17 protein-coding genes are annotated in these 15752 nt (G+C 66.9%); 11 read left to right on the top strand and 6 right to left on the bottom strand.

The genetic code is table 11. From position 1 onward, the window contains the following. Positions 1-3: 3 nt before the first annotated feature. The 5 genes from phnK to phnG are packed head-to-tail and all read right to left on the bottom strand — an operon-like array spanning position 4 to position 3932. Entirely contained in the window at positions 4-774 is a 771-nt protein-coding gene (gene phnK / locus LJ655_RS19395) for a phosphonate C-P lyase system protein PhnK (RefSeq protein ID WP_230562840.1), read from the bottom strand. Beyond that, complete coding sequence (locus tag LJ655_RS19400) at positions 771-1703, bottom strand: alpha-D-ribose 1-methylphosphonate 5-phosphate C-P-lyase PhnJ (protein ID WP_230562841.1); 933 nt, start codon at positions 1701-1703, stop codon at positions 771-773. Before LJ655_RS19400 ends, phnK begins: the two co-directional genes overlap by 4 nt. Next, positions 1700-2836: a carbon-phosphorus lyase complex subunit gene (locus LJ655_RS19405; protein ID WP_230562842.1), complete on the bottom strand. Its 1137-nt coding sequence runs from the start codon at positions 2834-2836 to the stop codon at positions 1700-1702. Before LJ655_RS19405 ends, LJ655_RS19400 begins: the two co-directional genes overlap by 4 nt. Continuing rightward, positions 2836-3447 carry a phosphonate C-P lyase system protein PhnH gene (phnH, locus tag LJ655_RS19410; protein ID WP_230562843.1) on the bottom strand — a complete coding sequence of 204 codons (612 nt, stop codon included), beginning with the start codon at positions 3445-3447 and terminating at the stop codon, positions 2836-2838. Before phnH ends, LJ655_RS19405 begins: the two co-directional genes overlap by 1 nt. Then, positions 3447-3932, bottom strand: a complete 486-nt coding sequence (gene phnG, locus LJ655_RS19415) for a phosphonate C-P lyase system protein PhnG (RefSeq protein ID WP_230562844.1) — start codon at positions 3930-3932, stop codon at positions 3447-3449. The genes phnH and phnG overlap by 1 nt, the downstream gene beginning before the upstream one ends. 180 nt (positions 3933-4112) lie before the next feature. Between phnG and phnF the strand changes: the two genes are divergently transcribed. From phnF to LJ655_RS19435, 4 genes are read left to right on the top strand one after another with little or no spacing between them, the layout of a single operon-like run. After that, entirely contained in the window at positions 4113-4871 is a 759-nt protein-coding gene (phnF, locus tag LJ655_RS19420) for a phosphonate metabolism transcriptional regulator PhnF (protein ID WP_230562845.1), read from the top strand. Further along, on the top strand, positions 4868-5632 hold the full coding sequence (locus LJ655_RS19425) for a DUF1045 domain-containing protein (protein WP_230562846.1): 765 nt from the start codon (positions 4868-4870) through the stop codon (positions 5630-5632). The genes phnF and LJ655_RS19425 overlap by 4 nt, the downstream gene beginning before the upstream one ends. Beyond that, a complete protein-coding gene (gene phnN / locus LJ655_RS19430) occupies positions 5629-6180 on the top strand; it encodes a phosphonate metabolism protein/1,5-bisphosphokinase (PRPP-forming) PhnN (protein WP_230562847.1) in 552 nt (183 codons plus the stop codon). The genes LJ655_RS19425 and phnN overlap by 4 nt, the downstream gene beginning before the upstream one ends. 48 nt (positions 6181-6228) lie before the next feature. Beyond that, positions 6229-7419, top strand: coding sequence for a M20 aminoacylase family protein (locus tag LJ655_RS19435; protein WP_230562848.1), 1191 nt, complete (start codon positions 6229-6231; stop codon positions 7417-7419). Between the two features lie 11 nt (positions 7420-7430). Here LJ655_RS19435 and LJ655_RS19440 read toward each other — a convergent pair whose 3' ends face one another. Continuing rightward, entirely contained in the window at positions 7431-8255 is an 825-nt protein-coding gene (locus tag LJ655_RS19440) for an IclR family transcriptional regulator (protein ID WP_230562849.1), read from the bottom strand. A 243-nt stretch (positions 8256-8498) separates the two neighbouring features. Between LJ655_RS19440 and LJ655_RS19445 the strand changes: the two genes are divergently transcribed. The 7 genes from LJ655_RS19445 to pcaF all read left to right on the top strand — a co-directional run bounded on the left by LJ655_RS19445 (position 8499) and on the right by pcaF (position 15568). Further along, the gene (locus LJ655_RS19445; protein ID WP_230562850.1) at positions 8499-9203 is read left to right on the top strand and encodes a FadR/GntR family transcriptional regulator; all 705 of its coding nucleotides are present in this window, start codon (positions 8499-8501) and stop codon (positions 9201-9203) included. 45 nt (positions 9204-9248) lie between these two features. Then, positions 9249-10148, top strand: a complete 900-nt coding sequence (ltnD, locus tag LJ655_RS19450; protein ID WP_230562851.1) for an L-threonate dehydrogenase — start codon at positions 9249-9251, stop codon at positions 10146-10148. Positions 10149-10162: 14 nt separating this feature from the next. Then, positions 10163-11488 (top strand): 3-oxo-tetronate kinase, encoded by a 1326-nt coding sequence (otnK, locus tag LJ655_RS19455; protein ID WP_230562852.1) that lies wholly within the window; start codon positions 10163-10165, stop codon positions 11486-11488. Next, a complete protein-coding gene (gene otnC / locus LJ655_RS19460) occupies positions 11485-12147 on the top strand; it encodes a 3-oxo-tetronate 4-phosphate decarboxylase (RefSeq protein WP_230562853.1) in 663 nt (220 codons plus the stop codon). Before otnK ends, otnC begins: the two co-directional genes overlap by 4 nt. Before the next feature lie 41 nt (positions 12148-12188). After that, the gene (gene otnI / locus LJ655_RS19465) at positions 12189-12989 is read left to right on the top strand and encodes a 2-oxo-tetronate isomerase (RefSeq protein ID WP_230562854.1); all 801 of its coding nucleotides are present in this window, start codon (positions 12189-12191) and stop codon (positions 12987-12989) included. Positions 12990-13022: 33 nt separating this feature from the next. Beyond that, positions 13023-14003: a D-erythronate dehydrogenase gene (denD, locus tag LJ655_RS19470; protein ID WP_230562855.1), complete on the top strand. Its 981-nt coding sequence runs from the start codon at positions 13023-13025 to the stop codon at positions 14001-14003. Positions 14004-14365: 362 nt separating this feature from the next. After that, complete coding sequence (pcaF, locus tag LJ655_RS19475) at positions 14366-15568, top strand: 3-oxoadipyl-CoA thiolase (RefSeq protein ID WP_230562856.1); 1203 nt, start codon at positions 14366-14368, stop codon at positions 15566-15568. The last annotated feature ends 184 nt before the right edge of the window (positions 15569-15752 follow it).

The raw sequence follows: 15752 nt of genomic DNA on the forward strand, positions 1-15752 counted from the left end.
GCCTCAAACCGGCAGAACCGAGGAAACCAGCGTTTGCGTATAAGGGTGCTGCGGATCGTCCAGCACCTGATCGGTCAGGCCGGCCTCGACGACTTCGCCCGCCTGCATCACCATCAGCCGATGCGCGAGCAGACGCGCAACCCCGATATCGTGCGTGACGATCAGCACCGACAGATGCAGCGTCGAGCTCAGCGTGCGCAGCAGATCGAGCAGACGCGCCTGCACGGAGACGTCGAGACCGGCGGTCGGTTCGTCCATGAACACGAGACGCGGACCGGTGACGAGATTGCGCGCGATCTGCAGACGCTGCTGCATGCCGCCCGAAAACGCGGCGGGGAATTCGTCGATGCGGGCGGGTTCGAGCTCGACGCGCTCCATCCATTGCGTGGCCGTGCGGCGAATCTCGCCGTAGTGGCGCGCGCCGACCGCCATCAACGGCTCGCCGATGTTGGCGCCGGCCGATACGCCGCTGCGCAGGCCGTCGCGCGGATTCTGCTGCACGAAGCCCCACTCGGTGCGCATCAGCAGGCGGCGGCGCGGCTCGGACAGCGCTCGCAGATCGAGCGGGTCGCCATGCGACGCGGTGTAGTGCAGCGAGCCGCTGTCGGCCTCGGTCCTCAGCGCCAGCGTGTTGAGCAGCGTGGTCTTGCCCGAGCCCGATTCGCCGACGATGCTCAGCACCTCGCCCGGATACAGGTCGAAGCTCACGTTGCGGCAACCATTGCGGCCGCCATACTGTTTGGTGAGCGCGCGTGCGCTCAGAAGCGGCGTCATGCGGATTCTCCTACGCGCGCGGCGCGCGGCAGCGGTGCTTGCGGTCCGGTAGCGCCATCGCCGCGCCGCTCGTGGCAGTAGTCGCTATCGGAGCACACGAACATGCGCGTGCCCGCGTCGTCGACGATCATCTCGTCGAGGAAGCTTTCCGCCGATCCGCACAGTGCGCACGCGTGCTGCCACTTCTGCACTTCGAACGGATGATCGTCGAAGTCGAGGCTGCGCACCGCCGTATAAGGCGGAATCGCGTGAATGCGCCGCTCGCGGCCTGCGCCGAACAGTTGCAGCGCGGCGTTCATATGCATCTTCGGATTGTCGAACTTCGGGATCGGCGAAGGCGACGCCAGATAGCGGTGATTGACGATCACCGGGTAGTCGTACGTGGTCGCGATGCTGCCGTGATGCACGATGTCCTCGTAGAGCTTCACGCTGATCAGTCCGTAATCAGCGAGCGCATGCAGTTTCCTGCATTCGGCGACGCGCGGTTCGAGCCGGTACAGAGGCTCGGGCATCGGCACCTGAAAGACGAGAATCTGCCGCTCGTTCAGCGGCGTTTCGGGAATCCGGTGGCGCGTCTGGATGATCGTCGCCTCGCTCGTGCGCCGCGTGGTCGCCACACCCGTGGTGCGCGCGAAGAAGCGGCGGATATTGACCGCGTTGGTGGTTTCGTCGGAGCCCTGGTCGATGACCTTCAGCGTGTCGTTGCGGCCGATGATGGCGGCCGTCACCTGAATGCCGCCGGTGCCCCAGCCGTATGGCAACGGCATTTCGCGCGATGCGAACGGCACCTGGTAGCCCGGCACGGCGACTGCCTTCAGCAGCGCGCGGCGCAGCATGCGCTTGGTTTGCTCGTCGAGATACGCGAAGTTGTAGCCGTGTGCGGCGCTGTCGTACGGCGTGTTTGCAGCGGGGGTGTCGGGCGCGTTCATGCTGCCTGCTCCTTGCCGGTGGCGTCGCCTGCTTCATCGTTGCTTCGAGGCCGCGAGCGCAAGCGCCGCACCAGTTCCAGCTCCGCCTGGAAGTCGACGTAATGCGGCAGCTTCAGGTGTTGCACGAAGCCCGACGCCTCGACGTTATCGCTGTGCGAGAGCATGAATTCGATGTCCTGTGTCGGTGACGAGAGCGTCTCGCCGAGTTCTTCGGCTCGCAACGCGCGATCGACGAGCGCCATCGCCATCGCCTTGCGCTCCGAGTGGCCGAACGCGAGACCGTAGCCTTGCGTGAAAGCGGGCGGCGCCGCGCCGCTGCCCGCGAACTGGTTGATCATCTGGCATTCGGTGATGTCGATATCGCCGATGTCGACCGCTTCGCCAAGTTCATCGAGGTCCATCTCGACCGCGATCGTGCCGAAGCGGATCTCGCCCGCGAACGGATGCGAGTGCGCGTAGCCTCGTTGCGTCGCGTACCCCATTGCGAGCAGAAAGCCCTCGTCGCCACGCGCGAGATTCTGCAGGCGTATCGCGCGGCTGGCCGGAAACGCGAGCGGTTCGCGCGACAGATCGCCGGGCTGCGCGCCGCCGGGTGTCGGGCGCTCCTGTTCGATCAGGCCTTCCTTGTCGAGCAGCGACACGACGCGCGGCATCGGTTCCGGCGCGGGCGGTTCTCGCGAAACCGGCTCGCCGCCGTGCGCGAGGTCTTGCTGCACGTCCTCACCCTCCGCGAGCAAGGCGAAATCGAGCAGGCGCTGCGTGTAGTCATAGGTCGCGCCGAGCAGTTGGCCGCCCGGCAAGTCCTTGAAGGTCGCCGAGATGCGACGCTCGACCTGCATGGTTTCGGTATCGATCGCGCGCGTATAGCCGAAGCGCGGCAATGTGGTGCGATATGCGCGCAGCAGGAAAATCGCTTCGACCAGATCGCCCGCCGCCTGCTTGATGGCGAGCGCGGCGAGTTCTTCGTCGTAGACCGAGCCTTCGGTCATCACGCGCGCGACCGCGAGCCGCAACTGCTCGCGAATCTGCGCGACGCTCAGTTCGGCGAGCCGCGTGTCGCCGCGGCGCGCTTTGTCGAGCAGACGCCACGACGCTTCGATCGCGCGTTCTCCACCTTTGACGGCAACGTACATCAGTTCACCTTCGCTTCAGTTGTGCGCGGCAGGCCGATCACGCGGTGGCCGCAGACCAGATAACAGTCGATGCCGCAAGGAAACAGCGGTGCCAGCATCGAGCGTTCGCGCCAAAACCGCGCGGGCAGACCGACTGGGGAAATTGCTTCGGTATCCAGAATGCCTGGGCCGCTCAGTGTGACCGGTGCGCCGCCCGTCAGCGCGTCGACGCGGATCAGTAGCGTCGCCGATTGTTCGGGCGACTCGGCGCTGCCGGACGCGAAGCTTTCGAGCGGCGGCAGTGCGTTGGCATCGTGCAGATACGCGAACCCGGCCTCGCCAGGCGCATCGACGAGCGGCGCGCCGGTATGAAAACGCAACGCCGACGCGAGCGCGGTATCGGACTGCGCAAGCCAGACCGGTGTTGCATAGTCGCAGAGCGTGAGCAGCGTGGCGAACGCAGCGGGTTCAACCGGCGTATTGCGCAACTCGGGCAGCATGTCGCCGATCACGCGGATCGTGCCGGGCCGCGACAACGCGTCGAGCAGTGTGCGGAACACAGCCTGGGTATCGTGGACGGGGTCCGCGAATCCCGGCGTCAGCGTGGACAAAGCGATCGATGAATGTTCCATCAGTCGCCCCGCACCATCGTGAAGAATTCGACACGCGTAGCCGCGGTGTCCTGTTGCCGTTGCGCGCGCCGGGCTTGCTGCTGCGCGGTGAACGGCTCGATCAGGTGACGCTGCAAGCGGTCATGATGCTCGGGCATTTGCAGCAACGCATCGGCGAGCGCGGCGAGCTCGGCGCGACGCCGGTCGCGTCCCAGGTGGCAGGCCACGCCGACGGTGGCCTCGGCGTTCCCGCTGGCTCGCAGACGCAGCGTGGCGCGCGTGACGGTCGCTTCGCCGAGATTGAACGGATCGCCGCTGCCGCCGATACGCCCGCGCACCATCGCGAGGCCTATTTCCGGGGGACGGAGCCAGTCGTAGGCGGGCGCGGGGTGGCCTTGCAGCGCCCGCTGCAGCGCGGCTTCGAGGTCGGCGCGCGGCGTGCGCGCCAACACGGCCATCCAGGCGCGACGCGGCGCCGAAGAGGAGGGAACGGAAGTCGGGCTCATCGGATTTCCTGTCGATCCAGCGAATGGACATTGAAGCATCTATTCATCTAAACGTCTAGACGTTTATTGGCATAGCAGTCTGGATGGTCGTGCGCGGCCGACGTTTCATATTTCCATCACCGCTTGCGCACTACAATGCACGTCATGGCGATCATTTGAACCGAAGGGAATGACAGCACCATGACATCGAATGACAGCGCGGCGCCGGCCACGACGCTCGAACGTGGCGCGGGGGTGGCCGTCTGGAGGCAGATCGAACAGATTCTCGCCGCCGAGATCGCGGCGAGCGGGTTCGGCGAAGAAGGGCGGTTGCCGAGCGAGGGAGAGCTGGCGAAACGCTTCGACGTCAACCGTCACACGGTGCGTCGCGCAATGCTCGGCCTCGCCGCGCTCGGCCTCGTCAGCGTCGAGCAGGGACGTGGCACCTTCGTGCAGCCCGGCGCGATCGACTATTCGATCGGCCGCCGGACGCGCTTCACCGAGAACCTGCGGCAGCAGCATCACTCGCCCGCGGGCACGATGCTGTCGGCCGCGCGCGTGAAGGCCGAGCCCAGTGTCGCGAAGGCGTTGGGTCTGCGCGCGGGTGCGGCGGTCTATCGCATCGAATCGCTGAACGAGTCCGACGGCGTGCCGCTCACGTTCGCGCGCAGCTGGTATCCGGCCGCGCGTTTCCCGGACCTGCCGGAGGTGCTGCAGCGCGTCGGCAGCACGACGAAGGCGCTCGCCGAATTCGGTGTGGACGATTATCTGCGCAAGTGGAGCCGCATCGGCAGCGTGCTGCCCGAACCAGAAGTCGCGCGGCGGCTGAACATCAACCGTCAGCAGCCGGTGCTGTGGGTCGAGAACGTCGACGTCGATCTGCGAGGCACGCCGGTCAAGTACGGCTTCACGCATTTCGCGGCCGACCGCGTGCAACTGCTCGTGGAGCACGACCTGTGAGCGGCCCCGCATGGGGCGCCGACGCGCGCTTTGCGCTCTACTACGCGCCGTCGCGTGAATCCGCGTGGTGGCAGGCCGGCTCGACATGGCTCGGCCGCGATGCGCAAAGCGGCGAACGCTGCGCGCAGCCGCAGCCGCCGGGTCTCGCGCGCCCGCTCGCGGCATTGACCGACGCGCCGCGCCGCTACGGCTGGCATGGCACGCTGGTCGCGCCGTTCACGCTCGGCGCCGGCGTCACGCAGCACGACGTGCTCGCAGCCGCGCGTGCGTGGGCGCTTACGCAGCGGGCGTTCGCGCTGCCGGTGGAAGCGGCCACGCTGGGCGACTTCGTGGCGTTACGCCCCGCCGATGAGCACGGCGAAGCGCGCATCCGGGAACTTGCCTCGAGCGCGCTGCAGTCGCTCGATGGGCTGCGCGCGCGAGCATCGGCGGCCGATCTCCAGCGCCGGCTCGCCGCGCCGCTCAGTGAGCGCCAACGCGCGTTGCTGCTGCAATGGGGCTATCCGTACGTGTTCGACGAATTCCGTTTTCATATGACGTTGTCCAGTTCGCTCGCCGATGCCGGCGAGCGCGCGACGCTAATCGCATGGTGGCGTGAGCGCACGCCCGCGCTCGGGCCGCTCGCGGTCGATCAGGCCGCGCTTTTCGTCGAGCGGGCGCCCGGCGAGGCGTTCGCGTTGTGGCAGCCGTTGCCGTTCGGCCCCGGCGCGCAGCACCGCGATCGTAAGGACAGACAGCACCACGAGGTGAGCAGCCAATGACAGGGCGATTGATCTATGTGATGGGGCCATCGGGCGCGGGCAAGGACGCGCTGCTGCAATTCGCGCGCAAGCGGCTCGCGGGCGAGCCGGTGGTGTTCGCGCATCGTTACATCACGCGGCCGAGTGGCAATGGCGAGGTGCATGTCGCGCTGAGCGTCGAGGAATTCGCCGCGCGCTCGGTGCTTGGCCTGTTCGCGCTCGAATGGTCGAGCCACGCGCTGCGCTATGGCATCGGTATCGAGCTCGATGCATGGCTCGCGCGCGGCTGCACGGTGGTCGTCAACGGCTCGCGGCAGTACGTGCAGCATGCGCTCGCACGCTATCCGCGCGCGGAAGTGGTGCACGTGAGCGCCGCGCCGCACATTCTCGAAGCTCGGCTCGGCGCGCGGGCGCGTGAATCGGCGGAGCAGGTCGCGGCGCGGCTCGCGCGGCGCGCTCCGTTTGCCCTGCCCGCCGGCGTACGCTACACGACGATCGACAATTCCGGCGCGCTCGAAGAAGCGGGCCACGCGTTGATCACGGTGCTCACGGAAAACGTGAACGCGTAGCGCAAGCACGCGTCCTTTGCGCGGCTACTCATTGGAACACTACAAACTATGAACGAGACCTCGCGTTTGACCGAAGTATCCGACCTGGAACCCGCCGCCGCGAGCCTGCGCGAGATCCGCCATCAGATTCACCACCATCCCGAGCTTGCGTACGAGGAAGTGCAAACCGCGGCGCTCGTCGCCGGGAAGCTCGAAGAGTGGGGCTGGCAGGTCACGCGCGGGGTCGGCCAGACCGGCGTGGTCGGCTCGCTGAAAGTGGGCGACGGCAAGCGCAGCATCGGCATTCGCGCGGACATGGACGCGCTGCCGATCATCGAGCAAACCGGACTGCCATACGCGAGCGGCACGCACGGCAAGATGCACGCGTGCGGCCACGACGGCCACACGACCATCCTGCTCGGCGCCGCGCAACGGCTCGCGGCCACGCGCAACTTCTCGGGCACCGTGCATCTCTATTTCCAGCCGGCCGAGGAAAGCGGCATCGACAGCGGCGCGCTGAAGATGATCAACGACGGCTTGTTCGAGCGCTTCCCGTGCGACGCCGTGTTCGGCCTGCACAACCATCCGGGCGCGGAGCCGGGCGTGCTGCTGTTCCGCAAGGGGCCGTTCATGTCGGCGGGCGACAAGGCGATCATCACGATCGAAGGGGTCGGCGGCCATGCGGCGCGTCCGCACCTGAGCGTCGATCCGGTCGTGATCGCCGCGAGCATCGTGATGGCGCTGCAGACGATCGTCGCGCGCAACGTCGATCCGTCTCAGCCGGCGGTGGTGACGGTCGGTTCGATGCATGCGGGCACCGCGAACAACGTGATCTCGAGCAATGCGCGGCTCGAACTGAGCGTGCGCTCGTTCAGCCCCGAAGTACGCGCGTTGCTGAGGAAGCGCATCATCGAGCTTGCCGAAGCGCAGGCTGCGAGCTATGGCGGCAAGGCGCACGTCGAGTACATCGATGGCTATCCGGTCGTCATCAACACGGACGCCGAAACGGATTTCGCGGTGCGGGTTGCGCGAGAACTGGTCGGCGACGACAAGGTAGTCGAGCAGGCCGACATCCTGATGGGCAGCGAGGACTTCGCGTTCATGCTGCAGAAGCGTCCGGGCACGTTCCTGCGCATCGGCAATGGCGTGGGCGAGGACGGCTGCATGGTGCACAACCCGCGCTACGACTTCAACGACCGCAGCCTGCCGATCGGTGCGGCGTTCTGGGCGCGCCTCGTGGAGCGCTATCTCGCGCAGTGAGCGCGGTGTCGCTAGCCCCGCCGCGCGACCATCTGCGAGACCGTCTGCGCGGCCTGCTGCAGCGGTTCGAGAAACGCCTTCACCATCTGCTTCGCCGAATTGCGCTGCGCGTTGCCGCTGATGTTCATTGCAGCGATTACGCGCCCCTGGCGATTGCGGATCGGCGCGGACAGCGAAATCAAACCGCCTTCGAGCTCCTGATCGACGATCGCCCACCCCTGGCGACGCACCTGCTCGATCAGCTTTTTCAACTCGTCCTTGTCGGTGACGGTGCGCGGCGTGTGCGCATAGAGTGGCGACGAGTTCAGCGTCGCGTCGAGCGTCTCGTCGTCGAGCGAGGCAAGCAGCACGCGGCCCATCGACGTGCAATAGGCGGGCAGGCGGCTGCCGATCGACAGATTGATCGTCATGATCTTGTGGGTCGGCACGCGCAGCACGTAGACGATCTCGGTGCGATCGAGCACGGCCGCCGAGCAGCTTTCGTGCACTTGCGCCGACAGACTCTCCATGACCGGTTCGGCGAGATTCCAGAACGGCATCGAGGTCAGGTACGCGAAGCCGAGATCGAGAATCTTCGGCGTCAGACGGAAGAGGCGCCCTTCGGCCTCCACGTAGCCGAGCGTTTGCAGTGTCAGCAAAATCCGGCGCGCGCCGGCACGCGTCAGGCCGGTCGCCGCGGCGACGTCGGTGAGCGTCTGCTCGGGGCGTGTTGCGTCGAACGCGCGGATGACCGCGAGGCCGCGCGCGAACGACTGCACGTACGAGTCGCCCGGTTTCTCCGGGGCCTGTTCGGCGATGACGGGCGCGACGGGAGACGGCGGCAGGGCTTTGCTCATGGACCTTGATCGTGGTTTCGGAAGAGTGCGCACGAAGGACGCGCGACACGAGTTCGTTGCGATGCGGCGCCGCGTTTTGCGTTGCGCCGCAAAGGCGAGACGATAGCTTAAGCCTTCCGTTTCGCCAAATGACGCCATCCGTTCAAAAAACCAGGGGTTTGCGCGGATGCGGTCTATCGTCCGGATTTGTATGATGACCCGACAACCCGATCCATTCACGGTGCCCGACCCAACCGAGACGCCATGTTCGACAAGATTCCCGCGCGCGCGTTGAGCGACACCGTCGCCCAGCAACTGCTCAAGCAGATCGACAAGGGTGCCTTCGCGCGCGGCGCGAGGCTGCCGACCGAAGCCGTGCTCGCGCAACAGTTCGGCGTGAGCCGCACGGTGATTCGCGAGGCGCTGTCGCGGCTGAAGAACGAGGGCGTGGTCGAGCCGCGCCAGGGCAGTGGCGTGTTCGTCGCGGGGCACGGCGCGATTCGCCCGTTGCGGATCGACTACGCGGAAGCGGTCGAGCCGGGCTCGGTCGTGCAGATCCTCGCGCTGCGCCGCGCGATCGAGGCGGAGGTCGCGTCCGAAGCCGCGATGCGCCGCAGCGATGCCGACATGGCCGCGATCGACGCCGCGCTCGCGCGCATCGAGCGCGCGGTCGCCGACGGCGAAGACGGCGTCGCCGAAGACGTCGCGTTTCATCGCGCGATCGCGGTGGCAACCGGCAATCCGTATTTCCTCAAGACGCTCACGTTCCTCAATCAATACCTCGAAGCGGGCACGGTCGTCACGCGTCGCAACGAGGCGCTGCGCGAGGACTTTTCACGGCAGGTTCGCGAGGAGCACGCGGCGATCGCCGCGGCGATTCGCTCGGGCGATCCGATGGCGGCGCGCAACGCCGCGCAGACGCATCTGTGTAACGCGGCGCGGCGGCTTGCCGAGGCGGGCATCGTCTGACGCGCTCAAAGGCACAAACGCAGCACCAATCCATAGAGGTCATGCATGTCGAAAAATGTCGGTGTCATTGGTCTAGGAGCGATGGGGCTCGGCGTCGCGCGCTCGCTGTTGCGCGCGGGCTTCAAGGTCCACGCGTGCGACTTGCGGCGCGACGTGTTGCAGGCGTTCGTCGATGAAGGCGGCGTTGGCTGTGCAACGCCCGCCGAGCTTGGCGCGCAGTGCGAAGTCGTGATCACGCTGGTCGTGAATGCCGCGCAAACCGAAGCCGTACTGTTCGGCGAGCGCGGCAACGACGGCGCGCTCGCGTCGATGAAAGCGGGTGGCGTCGTGATCGCGAGCGCCACGGTCGCGCCGGACTTCGCGAGTGAACTCGGCAAGCGCGTCGAGGCGGCCGGATTGCAGATGCTCGATGCGCCGGTGTCGGGCGGCGCGGCGCGCGCCGCGTCGGGCGAAATGACGATGATGACGTCCGGACCCGCGGCCGCTTACGCCGCGTGCGAGGACGTGCTTGCCGCGATCGCCGGCAAGGTCTATCGGCTCGGCGCAGCGCATGGCGCGGGCTCGAAAGTAAAGATCATCAATCAGCTGCTGGCCGGCGTGCATATCGCCGCGGCCGCCGAGGCGCTGGCGCTCGGCTTGCGAGAAGGCGTCGACCCGGACGCGCTATACGACGTGATCACGCACAGCGCCGGCAATTCGTGGATGTTCGAGAACCGCGTGCCGCATATTCTCGCTGGCGACTACACGCCGCTGTCGGCGGTCGACATCTTCGTCAAGGACCTTGGGCTCGTGCTCGATACCGCGCGTCGCACGAAGTTTCCGCTGCCGCTGTCGGCGGCGGCCCATCAGATGTTCATGATGGCGTCGACGGCGGGCCACGGTGGCGAAGACGACTCCGCGGTGGTGAAGATTTTCCCCGGCATCGAACTGCCGGCGAAGCACTAGCCGCGGGGCAGGTCATGACGGCTCAAACGAAACCTGCGCTGCTCGGCTGCATTGCCGACGATTTCACCGGCGCCACCGATCTCGCCAACATGCTCGTGCGCGGCGGCATGCGCACGGTGCAGACGATCGGCGTGCCGGCATCGAACGAAACGCGGAACGAAGCGCTCGGCGCCGACGCGCTCGTCGTCGCGCTGAAGTCGCGCACGATCCCCGCGGCCGACGCGGTCGCGCAGTCGCTCGCCGCGCTCGACTGGCTGCGCGCGCAAGGATGCCGGCAGTTCTTCTTCAAGTACTGCTCGACGTTCGATTCGACCGATGCGGGCAATATCGGCCCGGTGACCGACGCGTTGCTGAAGACGCTGTCCGGCGAATTCGCCGGGCGCGCCGCGTTCACGATTGCGTGTCCCGCGTTTCCCGAGAATGGCCGGACGATTTTTCGCGGTCATCTGTTCGTCGGCGATGCGCTGCTCAACGAGTCGGGCATGGAAAACCATCCGCTCACGCCGATGCGCGACGCGAACCTCGTGCGCGTGTTGCAGCGGCAAACTCAATCGAAGATCGGGCTCGTGCGCTATGACGCGGTCGCACGAGGCGACGCGGCCGTGCGCGCCGCGTTCGACGCGCTGCGCGCCGACGGCGTGCGTATTGCGATTGCCGATGCGGTGTCCGATGCCGATCTGCACACGCTCGGCGCGGCCTGCGCGGACCTCGCGCTGATCACCGGCGGCTCGGGCGTTGCGCTCGGACTGCCGGCCAACTTCCGGCGCGCGGGTCTGCTCGGCGAGCCGGCCAACGCCGCGCAATTGCCGCGTGTCGAAGGTTTGTCGGCGGTGCTAGCGGGCAGCGCGTCGAAAGCGACCAACGCGCAGGTCGCCGCCTGGTGCGCGACGCGGCCTGCGTTTCGCCTCGACCCGCTCGCGGCGGCGCGCGGCGCGGACGTCGTCGGCGAGGCGCTCGAGTTCGCGCAGCAGCGGTTCGTGCACGCGGAGCCGGCGCTGATCTATGCGACCGCAACGCCCGATGAAGTGAAGACCGTGCAGCGTGAACTCGGCGTCAACGAGGCCGGGCATCTGGTGGAAACTATGATGGCTTCGATTGCGCGCGGCTTGCGCGAGCGCGGCGTGCGCAAGTTCGTCGTCGCGGGCGGCGAGACCTCGGGCGCGGTTGTCCAGGCGCTCGGCGTGCGCATGCTGCGCATCGGCGCCCAGATCGATCCAGGCGTGCCGGCCACCGCGACGACCGATGCGCAACCGCTCGCGCTCGCGCTGAAGTCCGGCAACTTTGGCGCGACCGACTTCTTCGACAAGGCGCTGCGCCATCTCGGCGGAGCCGCGCAATGAGTGGCACACCGGCATTGCACACATCCGCCGAGGCGCGCGTGCGCGAGGAGATCTGCGTGGTGGGCGCGAGTCTGTATCAGCGCGGCTATACGGTCGGCACGGCCGGCAACATCAGCGCGCGGCTCGACGACGGCTGGCTGATCACGCCGACCGACGCTTGCCTCGGCCGCCTCGATCCCGCCGGCATCGCGAAGGTAGACGCGGACGGCCACGCGGTGTCGGGTGGCAGGCCGTCGAAAACGCTCGAGCTGCATCGCGGCATCTATGCGCGCAACGGCGAAGCGCGCGGCATCGTCCATACCCATTCGACCCATCTGGTCGCATTGACGCTCGCTGGCGTGTGGAACGAAGCGGACGTGTTGCCGCCGATCACGCCGTACTACGTGATGAAAGTGGGACATGTACCGCTGATTCGTTACCGGCGCCCAGGCGATCCGCAAGTGGCCGCGCAGATCGCCACGCTGGCCGACCGCGTGCGCGGGGTGCTGCTCGAACGGCTGGGGCCGGTGGTGTGGGAGCGCTCGGTCACGCAGGCGTCGTATGTGCTCGAAGAACTCGAGGAGACCGCGCGCCTGTGGCTGATGACGAATCCGCGGCCAGCGCCGCTCGATGCCACGGCGATCGAGGAACTCCGCGCCACTTTCGGCGCGCGCTGGTAGCGCCACGCGCCATTTCGAACTGTCTTGAAGGAGCTGTCGTTATGCCTCGCTTCGCGGCCAATCTGACGATGATGTACAACGAGCACGCGTTCCTCGACCGTTTCGCCGCCGCCGCCCGCGACGGCTTCAACGCGGTCGAGTTCCTGTTTCCCTACGAGTTCCGCGCGGGCGAGCTGAAGGCGCGGCTCGACGCGCACGGCCTCACCCAGGCGCTGTTCAATGCGCCGCCCGGCGACTGGCATGGCGGCGAGCGCGGCCTCGCGTCGTTGCCGGGCCGCGAAGACGAGTTCCGCCGCAGCGTCGACACGGCGCTCGAATACGCGCGCGTGCTCGGTAATCGCAAGCTGCATGTGATGGCCGGCTTGCTCCTCGGCGATCAACCTGGTGAGACGCAGCGTCGAATCCAACGCGACGTGTACCTGAACAATCTCGCCTATGCCGCGCGGGCCGCACAAGCCGAACAGATCACGGTCGTGATAGAGCCGATCAACACGCGCGACATGCCCGGCTATTTCCTCAATCGACAGGACGACGCCCAGGCGATCTGTGCCGAAGTCGGCGCGCCGAATCTGAAGGTCCAGTTCGATTGCTATCACTGCCAGATCGTCGAGGGCGATCTCGCGATGAAGCTCAAACGCGACATGGCCCGCATCGGCCATATCCAGATCGCGGGTGTGCCAGAGCGGCACGAGCCCGACATCGGCGAGCTGAACTACCCGTATCTGTTCGATCTGATCGATGCGCTCGGCTACGACGGCTACATCGGCTGTGAATACCGGCCGCGCGCGGCGACCTCGGCGGGGCTTGGCTGGTTGAAGCCTTATCTCGGCGCGGGACGCTGACTCGTTCCGGCAACCACTGACGGACACGCAACCATGAAAGTACTGATCACCGGCGGCGCCGGCTTTCTCGGCCAGCGTCTCGCGCGCGAACTGCTCGCGCGAGGTGCGCTCAAGGATGCGCACGGCGCGTCGCAGGCGATTACCGAACTGCTGCTGGTCGACGTCGTGCGCGCGCACGATTTCGGCGATGCGCGCGTGCGCGTTGAAGTTGGCGATATCGCGGAGCGCGGCGTGCTCGAAAGCGTCATCGACGCTCGAACTTCGGCGATCTTTCATCTGGCCGCCATCGTCAGTGGCCAGGCCGAGGCGGACTTCGATCTTGGCATGCGCATCAACCTCGATGCGTCGCGATTGCTGCTCGACATCTGCCGCCAGCGCGGGCACCAACCGCGCGTCGTGTTCACCAGTTCGGTGGCGGTCTATGGCGGTGATCTGCCCGCGGTCGTGCAGGACGAGACCGCGCTCAATCCGCAGTCGTCTTATGGCGTGCAAAAGGCGATCGCGGAGCTGCTGCTCAACGATTATTCGCGGCGTGGTTTCGTCGATGGCCGCGTGTTGCGGCTGCCGACCATCAGCGTGCGGCCGGGGAGGCCGAATGCGGCGGCGTCGTCGTTTGCGAGCGGCATCATCCGCGAGCCGCTGAATGGCGAAGAGGCCGTGTGTCCGGTCGCCGGTTCGACACGGCTGTGGCTGCTGTCGCCGCGCAAGGCGATCGACAGCCTGATCGCCGGTCTCGAACTCGACGGCGCCGCGCTCGGCAAGCAGCGCGCGCTGAACCTGCCGGGCCTGTCGGTCAGCGTCGACGAGATGATCGCGGCACTGCGCGAAGTCGCGGGCGACGCGGTCGCGAGCCGCATCGTGCGACAGCGCGACGAGCGCATCGAGAAGATCGTCGCCAGCTGGCCCGGTGCGTGGGATACGTCGCGTGCGCAACGGCTCGGGCTCGCGGGCGAGCGCAGTTTTGCGGACGTGATCCGCGGCTACATCGCCGAAGAACGCGTCAAAGTTCGCTGAAGACGACCCCTGCGCGTATTCCCTGGTACCGTGGCACCGCTGCAGCCATGCTTGACACGCTTTCGCGCCCACGCCTATTATCGAGCCTGTTTTGTTCGATATATGACCTAGTGTTCGTATACAGAACATCGGGCCGGGTGAGGAAATCGCAACAGCCGCAACCGCCGGCACTCCCAAGCCCATCGTTCACGATCCTGCGCTAAGCTGCTCCGATGTGACGGCTATCGCGCCGCTGCTTTTTTGCGGCTTCCCGCGCCTTGTCAGGACGGCCTCCAGTTCGATGCCCCGCGCTTCGAGCCGGTGTCATCGGTGCAAAGCAGGCCGCGGCGCAGCGCACGCAGCATCTCAACTGGAGACATCACATGACCGAAGCATTCCTGTGCGACGCGATTCGCACCCCCATTGGCCGCTATGCGGGTTCGCTGTCGTCGGTGCGCGCCGACGACCTCGGCGCAGTGCCGCTCAAGGCGCTGATGGAGCGCAACAAGAACGTCGACTGGACCGCGATCGACGACGTGATCTATGGCTGCGCGAACCAGGCCGGTGACGACAACCGCAACGTCGCGCGCATGTCGCTGCTGCTCGCGGGTCTGCCGAAGGACGTGCCGGGCTCGACGGTCAACCGTTTGTGCGGTTCGGGCATGGACGCGGTCGGCATCGCCGCGCGTGCGATCAAGTCGGGCGAAGCAGCGCTGATGATCGCGGGCGGCGTCGAGAGCATGAGCCGCGCGCCGTTCGTGATGGGCAAGGCCACCACCGCGTTCTCGCGTCAGGCCGAGATCTACGACACGACGATCGGCTGGCGTTTCGTCAACCCGCTGATGAAGAAGCTGTACGGCGTCGACTCGATGCCGGAAACCGGCGAAAACGTCGCGACCGACTACAACATCAGCCGCGCCGACCAGGACGCATTCGCGCTGCGCAGCCAGCAGAAGGCCGCGCGCGCGCAACGTGACGGCACGCTCGCGCAGGAAATCGTCGGCGTGACGATCGCGCAGAAGAAGGGCGACCCGATCACGGTCACGCAGGACGAGCATCCGCGCGAAACGAGCCTCGAGACGCTCGCGAAGCTGAAGGGCGTCGTGCGTCCGGACGGCACGGTCACGGCTGGTAACGCATCGGGCGTGAACGACGGCGCGGCCGCGTTGCTGCTCGCCAACGAAGAGACCGCGAAGCGCTTCGGCCTCACGCCGCGCGCCCGCGTGCTCGGCGTGGCCACCGCCGGCGTCGAGCCGCGCGTGATGGGCATCGGTCCGGCACCCGCCACGCAGAAGCTGCTCGCGCGTCTGGGCATGACGATCGGCCAGTTCGACGTGATCGAGCTGAACGAGGCGTTTGCGTCGCAAGGCATCGCGGTGCTGCGCGCCCTCGGCGTCGCGGACGACGATCCTCGCGTGAACCCGAACGGCGGCGCGATCGCGCTCGGCCACCCGCTCGGCATGAGCGGTGCGCGTCTGGTGACGACCGCGACGTATCAGTTGCAACGCACGCAGGGCCGTTTTGCGCTGTGCACGATGTGTATCGGCGTCGGCCAGGGCATCGCGATCGCGATCGAGCGCGTGTGACGCGTTAGCTGGTCCAGCGAATAGTAAGAAGCAGAAGGGCGGGCGTGTCGTCGAGACACGCCCGCCCTTTGTTTTCGTTGGGCCTTTTCTGCACAGGGTGCGGTCCACGCATGCCCGACAAATCGTTCGCGTCATACTGTTTGCCGTGGTTGTCGTGAATACGCGGCGTTCCTCGCGTATTTCA

The sequence above is a fragment of the Paraburkholderia translucens genome (assembly GCF_020881035.1).
Lineage (GTDB): Bacteria > Pseudomonadota > Gammaproteobacteria > Burkholderiales > Burkholderiaceae > Paraburkholderia > Paraburkholderia translucens.